Source organism: Streptomyces sp. NPDC042100 (assembly GCF_055582325.1).
The window spans coordinates 44,068-59,530 of sequence record NZ_JBVJDK010000016.1; the positions used below are offsets into that span (position 1 = coordinate 44,068).

General features: G+C 73.6%; 17 protein-coding genes. 7 read left to right on the plus strand and 10 right to left on the minus strand.

The features are described from left to right. Positions 1-47: 47 nt before the first annotated feature. The gene (locus ACZ6J5_RS30155) at positions 48-1,550 is read right to left on the minus strand and encodes an SCO1417 family PLP biosynthesis transcription factor (protein ID WP_469396747.1); all 1,503 of its coding nucleotides are present in this window, start codon (positions 1,548-1,550) and stop codon (positions 48-50) included. A gap of 64 nt (positions 1,551-1,614) precedes the next feature. Between ACZ6J5_RS30155 and yczE the strand changes: the two genes are divergently transcribed. The 4 genes from yczE (at position 1,615) to ACZ6J5_RS30175 (ending at position 5,270) form a co-directional block, all read left to right on the plus strand. Beyond that, positions 1,615-2,397, plus strand: a complete 783-nt coding sequence (gene yczE, locus ACZ6J5_RS30160; protein WP_469396749.1) for a membrane protein YczE — start codon at positions 1,615-1,617, stop codon at positions 2,395-2,397. Between the two features lie 16 nt (positions 2,398-2,413). Next, the gene (locus tag ACZ6J5_RS30165) at positions 2,414-3,178 is read left to right on the plus strand and encodes a glycerophosphodiester phosphodiesterase family protein (protein ID WP_469396751.1); all 765 of its coding nucleotides are present in this window, start codon (positions 2,414-2,416) and stop codon (positions 3,176-3,178) included. Between the two features lie 133 nt (positions 3,179-3,311). Next, positions 3,312-4,640: an MFS transporter gene (locus tag ACZ6J5_RS30170; RefSeq protein WP_469396894.1), complete on the plus strand. Its 1,329-nt coding sequence runs from the start codon at positions 3,312-3,314 to the stop codon at positions 4,638-4,640. Positions 4,641-4,895: 255 nt separating this feature from the next. Further along, a complete protein-coding gene (locus tag ACZ6J5_RS30175) occupies positions 4,896-5,270 on the plus strand; it encodes an RNA polymerase-binding protein RbpA (RefSeq protein ID WP_015032218.1) in 375 nt (124 codons plus the stop codon). A gap of 240 nt (positions 5,271-5,510) precedes the next feature. On the opposite strand, the gene fxsA is transcribed toward ACZ6J5_RS30175, so the two are convergent. From fxsA to ACZ6J5_RS30195, 4 genes are all read right to left on the minus strand, one after another. Further along, entirely contained in the window at positions 5,511-6,104 is a 594-nt protein-coding gene (fxsA, locus tag ACZ6J5_RS30180) for an FxsA family membrane protein (RefSeq protein ID WP_469396753.1), read from the minus strand. 47 nt (positions 6,105-6,151) lie between these two features. Next, a complete protein-coding gene (locus ACZ6J5_RS30185; RefSeq protein WP_469396755.1) occupies positions 6,152-6,931 on the minus strand; it encodes a polyprenol monophosphomannose synthase in 780 nt (259 codons plus the stop codon). Between the two features lie 402 nt (positions 6,932-7,333). Next, a complete protein-coding gene (locus ACZ6J5_RS30190; protein ID WP_469396757.1) occupies positions 7,334-8,944 on the minus strand; it encodes an amidohydrolase in 1,611 nt (536 codons plus the stop codon). Positions 8,945-9,011: 67 nt separating this feature from the next. Then, complete coding sequence (locus ACZ6J5_RS30195; protein ID WP_362483171.1) at positions 9,012-9,452, minus strand: Lrp/AsnC family transcriptional regulator; 441 nt, start codon at positions 9,450-9,452, stop codon at positions 9,012-9,014. Between the two features lie 223 nt (positions 9,453-9,675). Here ACZ6J5_RS30195 and ACZ6J5_RS30200 point away from each other — a divergent pair, with 223 nt between their 5' ends. After that, a complete protein-coding gene (locus tag ACZ6J5_RS30200) occupies positions 9,676-10,068 on the plus strand; it encodes a hypothetical protein (protein WP_469396759.1) in 393 nt (130 codons plus the stop codon). A gap of 3 nt (positions 10,069-10,071) precedes the next feature. Here the strand turns inward: ACZ6J5_RS30200 and ACZ6J5_RS30205 are convergent, their stop codons facing one another. Together ACZ6J5_RS30205 and ACZ6J5_RS30210 are read right to left on the minus strand one after the other, a co-directional pair. Then, on the minus strand, positions 10,072-11,172 hold the full coding sequence (locus ACZ6J5_RS30205) for a phosphotransferase family protein (protein WP_469396761.1): 1,101 nt from the start codon (positions 11,170-11,172) through the stop codon (positions 10,072-10,074). A 14-nt stretch (positions 11,173-11,186) separates the two neighbouring features. Next, entirely contained in the window at positions 11,187-12,308 is a 1,122-nt protein-coding gene (locus ACZ6J5_RS30210) for an Rv3169 family protein (protein ID WP_469396763.1), read from the minus strand. Positions 12,309-12,733: 425 nt separating this feature from the next. Between ACZ6J5_RS30210 and ACZ6J5_RS30215 the strand changes: the two genes are divergently transcribed. Further along, positions 12,734-12,949 carry a hypothetical protein gene (locus ACZ6J5_RS30215; protein ID WP_469396765.1) on the plus strand — a complete coding sequence of 72 codons (216 nt, stop codon included), beginning with the start codon at positions 12,734-12,736 and terminating at the stop codon, positions 12,947-12,949. Here the strand turns inward: ACZ6J5_RS30215 and ACZ6J5_RS30220 are convergent. Then, complete coding sequence (locus ACZ6J5_RS30220) at positions 12,912-14,060, minus strand: acyl-CoA dehydrogenase family protein (protein ID WP_469396766.1); 1,149 nt, start codon at positions 14,058-14,060, stop codon at positions 12,912-12,914. The genes ACZ6J5_RS30215 and ACZ6J5_RS30220 overlap by 38 nt on opposite strands. 248 nt (positions 14,061-14,308) lie before the next feature. Here ACZ6J5_RS30220 and ACZ6J5_RS30225 point away from each other — a divergent pair, with 248 nt between their 5' ends. Continuing rightward, on the plus strand, positions 14,309-14,641 hold the full coding sequence (locus ACZ6J5_RS30225) for a DUF6114 domain-containing protein (protein ID WP_469396768.1): 333 nt from the start codon (positions 14,309-14,311) through the stop codon (positions 14,639-14,641). Here the strand turns inward: ACZ6J5_RS30225 and ACZ6J5_RS30230 are convergent. Together ACZ6J5_RS30230 and ACZ6J5_RS30235 are read right to left on the minus strand one after the other, a co-directional pair. Then, a complete protein-coding gene (locus ACZ6J5_RS30230) occupies positions 14,619-14,759 on the minus strand; it encodes an SCO1431 family membrane protein (protein WP_469396770.1) in 141 nt (46 codons plus the stop codon). The two genes, ACZ6J5_RS30225 and ACZ6J5_RS30230, sit on opposite strands and share 23 nt — an antisense overlap. Before the next feature lie 144 nt (positions 14,760-14,903). After that, positions 14,904-15,395: a hypothetical protein gene (locus ACZ6J5_RS30235; protein WP_469396772.1), complete on the minus strand. Its 492-nt coding sequence runs from the start codon at positions 15,393-15,395 to the stop codon at positions 14,904-14,906. Positions 15,396-15,463 lie beyond the last annotated feature (68 nt).

The window sequence follows — 15,463 nt, forward strand, 5'->3', positions numbered from 1 at the left end:
CGCCCGCCCTCTTCTCGTGCCGCCGGGGCGCGAACCGCCCGTCCGGGTCAGGCCACGAAGGACCTCGGGGCCTCGGCGCCCGAGCCCGCCGCGCCCGACTCCACCAGCCGCGCGGCGGCGGCCAGGCGGGCGGCGGCCTCGTCGGCGACCGGGCCGCCGACGGTGAAGGGCAGCCGGACGTACCCCTCGAAGGCGCCGTCCACCCCGAAGCGCGGCCCCGACGGCACCCGGACGCCGACCCGCTCGCCGACCTCGGCGAGGCGGGAGCCGGACAGGCCGCCGGTGCGCACCCAGAGCGTCAGCCCCCCGCGCGGCACCTCGAACTCCCAGTCCGGCAGCTCCCGGCGCACGGCCGTCACCAGCGCGTCGCGGTTCTCCCGGGCCTGGGCCCTGCGCAGGCCGACGGCCTCCTCCCAGCCGCCGGTGCGCATCAGCCAGTTGACGCCGAGCTGCTCCAGGACCGGGGTGCCGAGGTCGGCGTAGGCGCGGGCGGCGACCAGGGAGCGGATGACGTCGGGCGCGGCCCGCACCCAGCCGATCCGCATCCCGGCCCAGAAGGCCTTGCTGGCCGACCCGACGGTCAGCACGGTGGCGCCCGCCGGGTCGAAGGCGCAGACCCGCCTCGGCATGGTCACGTCGTCGTCCAGGAAGAGCTCGGTCATCGTCTCGTCCACCACCAGCACCGTGCCGGCCGAGCGGGCGGCCTCGACGAGCTGCCGCCGCTGGTCCTCGTCGGCCAGGGCGCCGGTGGGGTTGTGGAAGTCGGCGACCACGTACGCGAGCCGGGGCGCGGCGTCCCGCAGCACCTGGCGCCAGCGGCCCAGGTCCCAGCCGCCGAGGCCCTCGGCCATGGCGACGGGCACCAGCCGCGCGCCGGCCTCCCGCATCAGCTGGAGGATGTTGGCGTACGAGGGCGACTCGACGGCGATCCGCTCGCCGCGCCCGGCGAAGAGGTGGCAGATGGCGTCGATGGCACCCATGGCGCCGGTCGTCACCATGATCTGCTCCGGCATCGTCGGGATGCCCCGCTCGGTGTAGCGGTCGGCCAGCATCTGCCGCAGCGCGGGCAGCCCGGCCGGGTAGTCGCCGTGGGTGTGCGCGTAGGGCGGCAGCTCCTCCAGGGCGCCCTGGATGCCCCGGGTGAGCCAGGGTTCCGGCGCGGGCAGCGCCGCGCAGCCCAGGTCGATCATGGAGCCCAGCGACTCCGGGGGCAGCGGTTCGAGCCCCCGCGCGGGCAGCGGATTGCCGGCCGGGACCGCCGTCCAGCTCCCCGCCCCGCGCCGGGACTCCAGGAAGCCCTCGGAGCGCAGCGCCTCGTAGGCGGCGGCGACGGTGGTGCGGCTGACGGTGAGGGCGAGGGCCAGTTCGCGCTCGGCGGGCAGCCGGGCGGCCACCGGGACGCGGCCCTCCAGGACGAGCAGCCGGATGCCGTCGGCGAGGGCGCGGTAGGCGGGCGGCTTGCGGGTGCCGGGCGCGGCGGGCCGGGCCTGCTGGGCCTGGAGCTGCCGGGCGAGCTGGGCAGGCCCCACCGCCGAGGTCCACTGAGCCATGGAAATCAGTCCACCTTCCGCGAATTGGCCATGGTTGGCGCGTTCTCTCCCGCCACAGAGTGTCATGAGCCAGTCCACCACGACCACCCAGGTCATCTCCCAGGGGGCAAGTCCTGTGTCCATCGCCTCCGGCCTCCGCGGCCGGCATCTGACCCGCCGCCTCGTCCAGCTGTACGCGGGCCTCGCGCTGTACGGGATCAGCTCGGCGCTGCTCGTGCGCGCGGGGCTCGGTCTGGAGCCCTGGGGCGTGCTCCACCAGGGGCTCGCCGAGAAGACGGGCCTGACGATCGGCGTGGTGTCGATCGGCGTCGGGGCGGTCGTGCTGCTGCTGTGGATACCGATCCGGCAGCGGCCCGGCCTCGGGACCGTCTCCAACGTCTTCGTCGTCGGCCTGGCCATGGACGCCACCCTCGCCCTCGTCCCCGGCCTGGACGGCCTGGCCGCCGGGATCGCCCTGATGGTCCTCGGCATCGTGCTCAACGGCGCCGCCACCGGGCTCTACATCGCGGCCCGGCTCGGCCCCGGCCCGCGCGACGGCCTGATGACGGGCCTGCACCGGCTGACCGGGCGCTCGATCCGGCTGGTCCGCACCGCGATCGAGATCGCGGTCGTCGCCACCGGCTTCGTCCTGGGCGGCTCGGTCGGCGTGGGCACGGTGCTCTACGCCCTGTGCATCGGCCCGCTGGCCCAGTTCTTCCTGCGCCGCTTCGCGATCCCGGAGCCGGACGCCGCCTCCGGGACGCCGGAGGCGGCCTCCGCCGCGCCGGGCGCCACTCCCGCCGCGCCGGACGCCGCCTCCGGTGTGCCCGACGTCGCACCCTCCCCCGTCCCCACCCCGGCGCCCTGACCGCCATACTGCGGCGGTGACTCGCGTACCCCACCCCTACCTCGACCACCCGGCCCCCCTCCCCTTCGCCCACCGCGGCGGCACGGCGGACGGTCTGGAGAACACCGCGGAGGCGTTCCGGCGCGCGACCGCGGCCGGCTACCGCTACTTCGAGACCGATGTGCACACCACGGCGGACGGCGTCCTGGTCGCGTTCCACGACGCGACCCTGGACCGGGTGACGGACGCCGGGGGCCGGATCGGGGACCTGCCCTGGGCGGCCGTCAAGGAGGCCCGGGTCGCGGGCAAGGAGCCGCTGCCGCTCTTCGAGGAGCTCCTGGAGGAGTTCCCCGAGGCACGCTGGAACGTGGACCTCAAGGCGGAACCGGCCCTCGGGCCGCTGCTGGACCTGATCGCCAGGACCGGCGCCTGGGACCGGATCTGCGTGGGCTCCTTCACCGAGGCACGGGTGGCGCGCGCGCAGCGGCTGGCCGGGCCGAGGCTGGCCACCTCGTACGGCGTGAAGGGCGTGCTGGGGCTGCGGCTGCGCTCGCTGGGCCTCCCGGCGGCGCTGCGCGCGGGTGTGGTCGCGGCCCAGGTGCCGGAGCGGCAGGCGGGGCTCCCGGTGGTGGACCGGCGCTTCGTGCGGGAGGCGCACGCGCGGGGCGTCCAGGTGCACGTGTGGACGGTGAACGAGCCGGAGCGGATGCACGCTCTCCTGGACCTTGGCGTGGATGGCATCATGACCGATCATCTGGAGACGCTGCGCGGTGTCCTGACCGACCGCGGACTGTGGGTCTGAGCGCGCGTACCACGGGGAACACGGGGACGAACGAGGGGGCGCGGCCGTGACCGACGTCGACAACACCGGCCTGCCGGACGGCCACGCCGCCGGCCCGGGGAGCACGGGCGGCCCGGGGAGCCCGGAAAGCCCCGTGAGCCCGGCCGAGCGCAGGCGCGAGCAGCACGGCTGGTACTTCTACGACTTCGCCTGCTCGGTCTACTCCACGAGCGTGCTGACGGTGTTCCTGGGGCCGTACCTGACCTCGGTCGCCAAGGCGGCGGCGGACCCGGAGGGGTTCGTGCACCCGCTGGGCATACCCGTGCGGGCCGGCTCCCTCTTCGCGTACGCGGTGTCCGCGTCGATCGTGGTCGCGGTGCTGGCGATGCCCCTGGTGGGCGCGGCGGCCGACCGCACGGGGCGGAAGAAGCCGCTGCTCGCGGCCTCGGCGTACGTGGGGGCGACGGCCACGACGGGGATGTTCTTCCTGTCGGGCGACCGCTATCTGCTGGGCGCCTTCCTGCTGATCGTCGCGAACGCCTCGCTGTCGGTGTCGATGGTGCTCTACAACGCCTATCTGCCGCAGATCGCCGAGCCGGACGAGCGGGACACCGTCTCCTCGCGCGGCTGGGCCTTCGGCTACACCTCGGGCGCGCTGGTGCTGGTCCTCAACCTGGTCGTGTACTCGGGCCACGAGTCCTTCGGGCTGACCGAGGGGACCGCGGTGCGGATCTGCCTCGCCTCGGCGGGGCTCTGGTGGGGCGCCTTCACCCTGGTGCCGCTGCGGCGGCTGCGCGACCGGCACGCGGATCCGGCCGCCCGCGCGGGCGAGGGTTCCGTCGGCAGCGGCTGGAAGCAGCTTCGGGCCACCCTGAAGGACATGCGCCGGCATCCGCTGACGCTCTCCTTCCTGCTCGCGTACCTGATCTACAACGACGGCGTGCAGACGGTGATCTCGCAGGCGTCGGTGTACGGCTCGGAGGAGCTGGGCCTGGACCAGACGACGCTCATCACGGCGGTGCTGCTGGTGCAGGTGCTGGCGGTGGCGGGGGCGCTCGGCATGGGCCGTCTGGCGCGTTCGTACGGGGCCAAGCGGACGATCCTCGGCTCGCTGGCGGTGTGGACGGCGATCCTGGCGGCGGGATACTTCCTGCCCGCCGACGCGCCCGTCTTCTTCTACTGCCTGGCGGCGGCGATCGGCCTGGTCCTGGGCGGCAGCCAGGCGCTGTCGCGCTCGCTGTTCTCGCATCTGGTGCCGCGCGGCAAGGAGGCGGAGTACTTCTCGGCGTACGAGATGAGCGACCGCGGGCTGAGCTGGCTGGGGCCGTTGGTGTTCGGTCTCGCGTATCAGCTGACCGGGAGCTACCGGGATGCCATCATCTCTCTGGTGATCTTCTTCGCGGTCGGGTTCGTGCTCCTCGCGAGGGTCCCGGTGCGGGCGGCCGTGGCCGCCGCGGGGAACCCCGTACCGGACCGGATTTAGACGCGGAAATGAAAGACCGGTAGTGTACGCCTTTGGCCTGCCAGGCGGACCGTTACTGCGTGCTGACTTGGTGAAGACGTTGGGTGACATCTCCTGCCAGATGTGACAAAACGGGCACTGGTGGGTAAAACAAGGGGCGGCACGACGGGCGACGCATGACCCGTAACGGGAATCTTTACCGCCGACCGGACGTTGACCGGATGACGACGACAGCGACACCTGTCCTGTGGGCGACAAGCCCGGGAGGCACGATTCATGAGTGAGCGAGCTCTTCGCGGCACGCGCCTCGTGGTGACCAGCTACGAGACCGACCGCGGCATCGATCTGGCCCCGCGCCAGGCGGTGGAGTACGCATGTGAGAAGGGGCATCGTTTCGAGATGCCCTTCTCTGTCGAGGCGGAGATTCCGCCCGAGTGGGAGTGCAAGGTCTGCGGGATCCAGGCACTCCTGGTGGACGGGGACGGCCCCGAGGAGAAGAAGGGCAAGCCGGCGCGAACGCACTGGGACATGCTCATGGAGCGGCGCACCCGCGAGGAGCTGGAGGAGGTGCTGGCCGAGCGGCTGGCCGTCCTCAGGTCCGGAGCCATGAACATCGCCGTGCATCCGCGCGACAGCCGCAAGTCCGCCTGACGGACGACAGCACGGCCTGAGATACGCCGAGGGGCCCGGTACACGCTTCGTGTACCGGGCCCCTCGGCGTTCCCGCGCGCGCCCCCGCGTACGGTTCCCGCGCGTGGCTCCCCCGTGCGGGAACCGTACGCGGGACGCCCACAGGAACGCCGGAGCCCCCGGGGGAATCCCCCGGGGGCTCCGGCGTCATGCCATGCCATGCCATGTCATGTCACGTCATGCCACACCGCGCCGCGGCGCTCAGGGCATCAGTGGCGGGCGGGGGGCCTGCGGCTCACGCGGCCCCTGGGGCGCGTCCTCGCGGATGACCTCGCCCTGGACGACCTTTCCGTCCGGGCGGTGGATGCGGGCCTGCTGGAAGACGTCCTGGAGGCTTCCCTCCGGGGCGGCGCTCATCCGGCGCTCCGCGGCCTTCTCCGCGTACCGCCCGAGCGCCGCGCGCACCGGCGGGATCAGCAGCAGCAGTCCGGCCGCGTCCGAGAGCAGGCCGGGGATCATCAGGAGCAGGCCGCCGAGCATCAGGAAGCCGTTGCGGTCCTCCGCGCCGACCCGGTCGGCCTCGGTGGGCGCGGCGCCCGTCCGGGCGGCCTCCTGGGCCTTCTGGAAGGTCCCGGTGAGGTTGGCGAAGGCCCGCCGGCCGGCCCGCTTGATCACGGTGCCGCCGAGCACGGCGCCGCCGACGAGCAGCAGGAGGACCGTGAGGCCGCCGGCCGCGTTCGCGACCACCGTGAGCAGCCAGATCTCCAGGACCAGCCAGGCGGCGACGGCCAGGGGAAGGAACGTACGCGCCCGGGAGCGCTTGGGGGCGAGGGGAGGCGTTGCGCCGGTCGTCATGCCCTCCAGTGTGCCTGGCGGCCCGCCGGAACGTCGTAAAGGAGAGATCAGCTCGCGGGCCCCCGGCCGAGCAGCTTGCCGACCTTCCGCGCGCGGGCGGTCAGGCCCCAGCCGGTGACCCGCCACAGCGCCTCGACGACGATGTTCCGGCTCATCTTGGAGTCGCCGACCTCGCGCTCGACGAAGGTGATGGGGACCTCCACGACGTGGAAGCCGGCGGCGACCGCGCGGCGGGCCAGGTCGACCTGGAAGCAGTAGCCGGCGGAGGCCACGTCGTCGAGGCCGAGGCCCTCCAGGGTCTCCTTGCGGAAGGCCCGGTAGCCGCCGGTGACGTCGCGGATCGGGACGTCGAGCATGACGCGCGAGTAGAGGCTGCCGCCGCGCGAGATGAACTCGCGGGACTTCGGCCAGTTCACGATCCGGCCGCCGGGCACCCAGCGGGAGCCGAGCACCAGGTCCGCGCCCTTGAGGGCGGTGAGCAGCCGGGGCAGCTCCTCGGGCTGGTGGGAGCCGTCGGCGTCCATCTCGACCAGGACGTCGTAGCCCTGCTCGATGCCCCAGCGGAAGCCCGCGAGGTAGGCGGCGCCGAGCCCCTCCTTGCCCTTGCGGTGCAGGACGTGGACGTGGTCGTCCTCGGCCGCGAGTTCGTCGGCGAGCTTGCCCGTGCCGTCGGGGCTGTTGTCGTCGGCGACGAGGATGTGCGCCTCGGGAACGGCCTCCCGCACCCGCGCGACGATCGGCTTGATGTTCTCCGCCTCGTTATAGGTCGGAATGATCACCAAGGCCTTGCCGAGCGGGCCGTAACGCCTCTGGCCACCGTCGTTCACTACTGCCCCTTCGGATACATGCGAGAGGCACCACCATAGCGAGCCCCGCCCACGGGGTGCGGGATCGGGGCCCGGCGTCCTTCGGGCCGACCCGGGACCCGCTGGCTGCGGATCGACCGAGGCCGTTGTCTACTGAACGCCGGAGCCCTGCCCGGGTCGCACCCTCCGCCGGAAAAACCTTCCCTCGCCCCCGAGGCGCGGGCGGCGTTCGGTGCCAGCGTGGAGGTTTCGATCCGGTCGGACGTCCGTGGTGGACGTGCCGAACCTACCGGCCCCCGCCCGCCGCCTGTCAACACCCGTTTGACCTGCGGCGATGTGCCCACCACCCGGCCGGAGCCCGAAGATCCGCAGGTGGCGGGGGAACCCGGCCGATATCGAGCGGCGGCTCGAAATGTCCCTACGTCACTCGTTCGGTCGTACGAACACCGTCTGCCCGAACACCACGGTCCGCAGGCAGACGGGAAGATCGCGGCCGGGGGACAGATCGGGCAGACCGGGCGTCCCGGAGCGCGGGTCGGTCGACCAGCGGGCAACCCGGTCGTCGGGCGCCTGCACCACCAGCTCGCCGGTGCGCCAGATCGCGTAGTCGGCGGGGGCGCCCGGCACCAGGGTGCCGCCGTCGTCCCGGCCGACCGCGCGCCAGCCGCCCCGGGTGTGCGCGGCGAAGGCGGCGCGGACCGAGATCCGGTGCTCCGGGGTGCGGTGGAAGGCGGCGGCCCGGACGGTCCCCCACGGGTCCAGCGGGGTGACCGGGCTGTCCGAGCCGAAGGCCACCGGCACGCCCGCGCGCAGCAGCGCCGCGTACGGGTTGAGGGTGCGGGCCCGCTCCACGCCGAGGCGGTCGGCGTACATGCCCTCGTCGCCGCCCCAGTACGCGTCGAAGGCGGGCTGCACGGAGGCGGTCAGGCCCAGCTCCGCGAAGGCGGCGATCGACTCGGGGGTGAGCATCTCGGCGTGCTCGACGCGGTGCCGGGCGGAGCGGATCCGGGCCAGGCCCAGCTTCTCGGCGGCGGCCCGGACGCCGTCCACGACGGCGTCGACGGCGGCGTCCCCGATCGCGTGGAAGCCGGCCTGGAGCCCGGCCTCCGTGCAGGCCACGACATGGGCGGCGACGGCCGCCGCGTCCAGGTGGGCGACGCCGGCTCCGGCCCGGTCGGCGTAGGAGTCGTGGAGGCAGGCGGTGTGCGAGCCGAGGGAGCCGTCGGCGAAGAGGTCGCCGGCCGCGCCCAGCGCGCCGAGGGCGCGGGCCCGATCGATGTCGAGGTCGGCCCAGTAGCCGACGATCCGGGGGCCGGGCTCGCTCCGGGCGAGGTCCATCAGGCCCGTGAAGTCCTCCTCGGAGGAGATCTCGGGGCCGCCGCACTCGTGCAGGGTGCCGATGCCGAGCGAGGCGGCGTGCCGGCGGGCCGCGCGCTGCGCCTCGGTGCGCTGCGACGGGGAGAGCGCGGCGTAGGCGGCGGCGCGCACGGCGTGGTGGGCGTCGCCGGTGAGCGGCTGCCCGTCGTGACAGCCGGTCAGCTCGCGGACGCCGGGCACGAGGTCGAGCAGGGCGGTGGTGACGACGGCCGAGTGGACGTCGATCCGGGTGAGGTAGAGCGGGCGGCCGCCGGTCAGCTCGTCGAGCTCCGCACGGGTGAGCGGGCGCCGCTCCGGCCAGCGGGCGGCGTCCCAGCCGTGCCCGATGAGGATGCGGTCGGCCGGACGGGCGGCGGCGTACGCGCGGATCCGGTCCGCCGCGTCGGCGAGCGAGACCGCGTCCGACAGGTCGAGGCCGGTGAGGGCGAGGCCGGTGGCCGTGGTGTGCACGTGCGCGTCGACGAACGCCGGGGTGACCAGCGCCCCTTCGAGGTCGACCACCTCGTCCACGCCGGAGGCGAAGGCGTCGGCCGCGCCCTCCGAACCCACCCAGGCGACGTGCCCGCGCTCCACCACCATGGCGGTGGCGAAGGGGTCGGCGGGGCTGTGGACTTCTCCACCGCGCAACAGCACGGTGCGGTGTTCGTACGCACTCATGCGACCAGGCTAGGCCGTCGCGGACGCCGTCCTTACCAGCGGGTTCGGCTCGCGGGACGGCCCCGGCTCAGATGCGCGGCGGCCTGGACTCGTACGGGGTGGAGAGGACGACCGTGGTCCGGCTGGAGACATGGGCCTGCGAGCGGATCCGGCCCAGCAGGTGCTCCAGCTCCAGCGGGGTCGCCACCCGCACCTTGAGGATGTAGTTCTCCTCGCCCGCGACGCTGTGGCAGGCCTCGATCTCGGGGATGTCGGCGAGCCGGTCGGGGGTGTCGTCGGGGGCGCTGGGGTCGAAGGGTTTCACCGAGATGAAGGCGGTGAGCGGCAGGCCGACGGCCTCCGGGTCCACGACGGCGGCATAGCCGCGGATGACACCGCGCTGCTCCAGGCGGCGGACACGCTGATGCACGGCCGAGGTGGACAGGCCGGTGGCCTTGCCCAGGTCGGTGTAGCTCATGCGCCCGTCCTTGACGAGCAACTCCACGATCTGACGATCCAGCTCCTCCATGCGGTGACCCTATTGCCCCGAAGGGGCCGGAGCCCAGCCGAGGGCCGCCCGTATGTCCGCCTTTGGGCATCGGCGGGGCACCTGCGACGGGCATGTGACGAACACCACAGGTTTTGGCGGGCTCCGGGCGTGACCTCACGGTTATGCGGTGGACCGTATGGGAATTGCTTGCTGTGGTCGAGGCCACTCAGATCCGGCCGACCCGTCCGAGGGGGAGATCTCCATGCAGGAGCCTGTTGATTCCGTCGCCATGTCCGACGCCATGTCCGACGGCACGTCCGACGAGCTCGACACGTACGACACCTTTGAGATGTACCGGGTGATCTGCCCGGACTGCGCGCAGCCCATCGCGCTGCTCGCCGACGAGGACGTACTGCCGGAGCACGCGCTGTGCCCGAGCCCGTGGAACCCCTTCGTGCTCACCGTCTGCTCCGGCACCGGTCTGCCGGCGGCCGACACGCGCCCGGCCGACGAGACGCTGGAGGTGCAGGAGCAGGACACCGCCCTCCTCCTGACGCTCCCCCAGGGCCTCGACTGGCGGATGCAGCCCTTCTCGCACGTCGGCGGTCCGGGCTCGCGTCCGATCAAGCCGGCGCAGCTGCGCCGCGCCGCCTGAGCCTCACCAGTAGCGTCCGCGCACCATCGCCGCCAAGGTGGCGTGGTGCAGGATCAGGCCGTCCACGTCGGCGGCCTCGCCCGGCACCGCTACCTCGCCGAAGTGCGCCTGCCGGTACGCGATCCGCAGCATCACGATCGCGTGCCGCAGCGCCGCGTACAGGGTGTGGAACTCCATGTCGCGCGGGGTGTGCCCGGTGAGCCGCGCGTAGCGCCGCTCGATGTCCTCGCGGCGCAGGAAACCGGGCAGCCCCGGCTGGCCGAAGCCCACCGTGAGGTCCTGGAAGAAGCGGTGCAGATAGACCGTCCAGCCGAGGTCCACCTCGCGCGGGGCGCAGGCCGCCATCTCCCAGTCGAGGACGGCGGCGGGCCGGAAGCCCTCGTAGACGATGTTGCCGATGCGGGCGTCGCCCCAGTTGAGCACGGCCGGGCCCTCGTCGGCGGGCCAGTGCGCCTCCAGCCAGTCGAAGGCCGACTCGATCAGCGGCGAGGGCGTGAGGCCGTCCACCACCCAGGCGTAGTAGGCCCGTTGGGCGTCGACGTGGCGGCGCAGCGGGCTGCCGGGACCGTCCGGCAGCAGGAACTCGGCCTCCTTCGCGGGGAACTGGTCGTGCAGCCGGGCCACGATCGCGACCGACTCGGCCTCCAGGAGCTCGCGTTGGGCATCGTCGGCGGCGTGCAGCCAGTTCCCCTCGTACGTGTAGGGCATGACGTCCGGCGGGACCCGGCCCTCCGCGCGGGCCATCACGAAGAAGGGCGCGCCCAGCGGCCCGGGGTCCTCCTCCAGCCAGAGCACCCTCGGCACGGGCACGTCGGTGTGCTCGGCGACCAGGCTCATCACCCGGTGCTGGCGGGCCATGTCGTAGACCGGGAAGACGCTGTACGCGGCCGGGTCGGCGGCCAGCCGGAGGGCGCAGCGGCGGACCGGGGCGTCGGGGTGGTCGAGGTCGAACAGCAGGGTCTCGCTGGACATGCCGTTGGAGCCGGGCACGGCCAGGTCGTGGACGCGGGCGCCGGGGAGCCGCGCGTCCAGCCAGACGGCCAGCCGTCGGCCGAGCTCCTCGGGGTCCCGGGTGGTGGTGCGGGGGCGGGGCGCGGTGGCCATGGGACTCCTCGGGCTCAGGGGGCGGTGGAGGTGTGGTCGGCGAAGCCGCTGGGGTCGTGGCGGCCGAAGGAGCCGTGTTCGAAGATGCCGTAGCCGGTGCGTCCGTCGAGGGTGAAGCGGGCGGCGTGGTCGGTGACGCCGTACGCGGCCATGGGGTGGGCGGCCGGGTCGGAGAGGTCGTAGACGCGCCGGTCGGTCCAGTTCCGGCCCTGCCAGCTGCCGTGCTGCCAGTCGGTGGCGGGCGGGTAGCCGGCGCCGACGGCGAGCGGCGAGGAGGCGAGGATCTCGACGCCGATCTCCAGCGGCTTGCCGGCCGGGTCGGTGACGTGGACGACGGCCCGTTCGGGGTGGCGGGTGCCGGGGCGGTAGGTGATGTCGGTGCGGGGCCAGCCGAGCTGGGTGTCGCGGCGGCCGTTCCGTACCAGCAGGGCCTCGTTCAGGGTGCGGTAGCCGTCGGCGTCCTCCTGGGCGATGACCATGAGGAAGCGGTCCTCGAAGCGCATGGGTATCCAGAGCCAGTGGAAGCCCTCGGTGCGGAACTCCTCGGCGCGGCCGGGCTCTTCGCCGGGCAGCGGGCGCACGCCCCAGCTGCGGTCGCGGGTGCCGGTCCACTCCCCCTCGGTCACCTCGTACGCCTCGCCGCCCGCGCGGACGGTGCCGGTGACGTGGCCCGCCTGGACGAAGCGGCGGCCCTCCAGGGTGAGCCGGTCGCCGCGGCGCTGGGTGTGGTGGGGCTCCCAGACGGCGGGGAAGTCCCCGGTCCAGGTGAGGTCGAAGGAGAGGCCCTCCGGGTCGTCGGGGTCGGCCGCGCAGTGCAGGGTGAGGCGGCGCAGCGGCTCGTCGACGGCGATCCGCAGCGGGCCGACGGAGAGGTCCATCCGGTCCTCGCCGAGGGCGTCGGAGGCGCGGACGGCGTGCAGCCGGTCACCGGTGCGCAGGGTCGCGTAGGCGTCGACGACACCGGCGTTGGGGTAGACGCCGAGGCCGGCGATGAGCAGGGCGCGGCCCTGGTGGTCGAAGACGTGGAAGATGCACCGGTCATAGGCGTTCCGGTCGCCGCTGACGTGGTGCTTCATCGAGAGCGGTGCCTGGTGCACGGGGTACTCGTCGAGGGCGACGGGCCGGTCGTCTGACACGTGTTACCTCCAGGGCGGCGATGGAGAACTGACGGTACGTCAGAAAGCGCGGTCCGGAACAGGGGCGTGCAGCGCGGATACGGGGTGGGGGCGGGGCGACGGCGGCGCGCGGGGGCGGGGCGACGGCGGCGTGGGGGGGGCGGGGCTCGCGGCCACTTTTGGGCTGGGCTGGGCTCGGCGGGGGCGGGCGGGGGCCGGGAATCGCCGCCTTCCCGGGGGCCGGGCGCGGGCGGGGATCGCCGCCTCCCCGAGGGCCGGGCGCGGGCGGCTCCGGGGACGCCTCGAACTCCCGCTCGACGGCGCGCGCCGGTGACCGGCGGTACGGCGGGGCCGTTGGTCCGGGCATGACCACGCTGTATACGGCACCCAGCGGATACGGCCGGCACCGCCAGTCCGAGCCCCGCCCTGAAGAATCGGTTCCTCAGATGCTCCCCGCGCTACCGTCGCCGGCACCGCCGCCCGCGCCGGAGCTCGCCGACCCGCCCATCTACCGGGCGATGCTCGACCTCTGGGCGAGCCAGGGCAGGGCCCTGCCCGGCCACCGCGACCAGGAGTGGACCCGGCTGGCCGCGGGCCCGGTCTGGGCCGGCCGCACGGTCCGGGTCAGCGGGACTCTGGTCCGGCGAGATGACGCGCGATGACCATGCGCTGGACCTGGTTGGTACCCTCGACGATCTGGAGCGCCTTCGCCTCGCGCATCAGCCGCTCGACGGGGAAGTCGGCCGTGTAGCCGTAGCCGCCGAGGACCTGGACCGCGTCGGTCGTGACCCGCATCGCCGCGTCGGAACAGAACAGTTTGGCCATCGCCGCCCGCTGCGCGAACGGCCGGCCCTCGTCGCGCAGCCGGGCCGCCTCCAGGTAGAGGGCGCGGCCCGCCTCGACCTGGGTCGCCATGTCCGCGAGCAGGAAGCGCAGCCCCTGGAAGTCGGCGACGGGGCGGCCGAACTGGCGCCGCTCGCGGGCGTACGCCACGGCGGCGTCCAGCGCGGCCTGGGCCACGCCCACCGCGCAGGCGGCGATGCCGAGCCGGCCGGAGTCGAGCGCGGCCAGCGCGATCGCGAAGCCCTGGCCCTCCGCGCCGATCCGGCGGGTGCCGGGGACCCGGACGCCGTCGAGGTGGACCTGGGCCGTGGGCGAGCCCTTCATCCCCATCTTGCGCTCGGGCGCGGCGGCGCTCAGGCCGGGCGCGTCGCCCGGGACCAGGAAGGCGGTGATGCCCTTGGGGCCGGGGGCGCCGGTGCGGGCGAGGACGGTGTAGAAGTCGGCGATCCCGCCGTGGGTGATCCAGGCCTTGGTGCCGTCGAGCACCCAGTCGTCCCCGTCCCGGACGGCGCGGGTGCGCAGGGAGGCGGCGTCGGAGCCGGAGGCGGGTTCGGAGAGGCAGTAGGCGCCGAGGAGGCCGCCGCCGAGCATCGCGGGCAGCTCGGCGGCGCGCTGGTCGTCGGTGCCGAAGGCGGCGAGGGCGTGGCAGGCCAGGCTGTGCACGCTCACGCCGAGGGCCACGGTGAGCCGGGCGGCGGCGAGCTCCTCCAGGACCTGGAGGTAGACGGTGTAGGGCTGGTCGCCGCCGCCGTACGCGGAGTCGTACGGGAGGCCGAGCAGGCCCGAGGCGGAGAGCAGCGAGAACAGCTCGCGCGGGAAGCGGCCGGCCGCCTCCTCCTCGGCGGCGCGGGGCGCGATCTCCCGCGCGGCGATCTCCCCTACCAGGGCGAGGAGCTCGCGGGCCTCGTCGGTGGGCAGCCGTCGTTCCACGGGCGGTCACTCTCCTCCCTCGTCGTCGCGACGCGGTAGCGCGTCCGTCGCTCACTCACTGCCGATGCTGCCCCTGTCGGGGCGGGGGCGCGCGGGGAGCGGGCGTGGCGCGTCGCGGTGGAGTGATACCCCGGGGCGGGGGCGGGCGCACGCGGCCGTGGACCGTCATGGACCGTCATGGACATTGACTCCCCCACGGTCCGTGCCTACGCTCCCGAGCTCACCCGCGTACGGGAGGGAGGGCGGCCATGCGAGGCACCGCGGCGCCGCTCCGGCTGGTGCTGCCGCTGGTGGTCTGCGGCGGCGGTCTGCTGCTCGTCCAGCCGTCCCCGCCGGCCGCGCTGGCGTCGCTGGGCCTGACCGGGCTCACGGGCGCGGGCACGGGCCTCGTCCTGCTGGCGGCGGGCGCCCTGCTGTGGCTGCGGCCGCCGACCCCGGCCCGGACGACCCGGCTCACCGCCGCGCTGGCGGCGCTGTCGGTGGCGGCGACGTGGCTGGGCGGCTACCCGGCGGGGGTGGCGCTGGGGGCGCTGGGGGTGGCGGTCGGCCTGGGCCGCTTCACATCAGCCCGGCCTGGGTGACGAACACGGCGAGCACGACCACGAGGGTCCACCCGAGCAGGTGCTCAAGGATCTTGGGGCCGTCTTCTCTGGGGCCGCCGGTACGCACGCGGGCGCCGGCATGGGAGGTCGCACTCATGCGGCCCACCATGCCAGCGGACGGCGCCCGGGGGTAGAGACGTCGGTCACCCCCACGGGGGTCCGCCGACCCTCCCATCCCCCCCCGAACGCCTGAGGTCTTGCCTCTACATAGTCGAGGAGCTGCCTCTCGTCACGGATGCAGTCACGGGGACACCTCCGGAACGTTCCACTGGGCACACTCGGCCACGACTCGCGCGACCTCACGACGCTTCGGATAACCGGAGTGGATCCGAGCAAGGCGCTCCGCATATACCACCGCCACGTCTACACCCGTGCCGGACAAGAGGCGAATATCCCCCTCGCGCCACATATCCTCGATTCCTCGAAGAGTAGTCCTGAGCCCCCGAATCTCCTCCCTGGAATATCCGCCACCGGCTTGCAGCACCTCATCACAGGAGTCCCAGAAATTTCCGACACTTGCCTCGATTCTCCATTTTCGATCGTCATCGGCAAGGTCCCGCGATGCCACAAGAATTGCCACTCCAGCAGCCGTCGACTGAAAATAGGCAGAGCTGGACGAGTCCTCCAGGGGACCGATCTCTTTACGCCAGGCCCGCAACGCAGCGATCTTCTCTACGCCTCCAGGAATGGACTGCCCGATGCAACCTGTGACGATGCTATCGATCTCCGACAAGGCTGTAGCGTCGGCGAGCTCCAGTACAGGGCGCATCCTGGCGAGAGCCAATCCTCCGGCCAGACTCC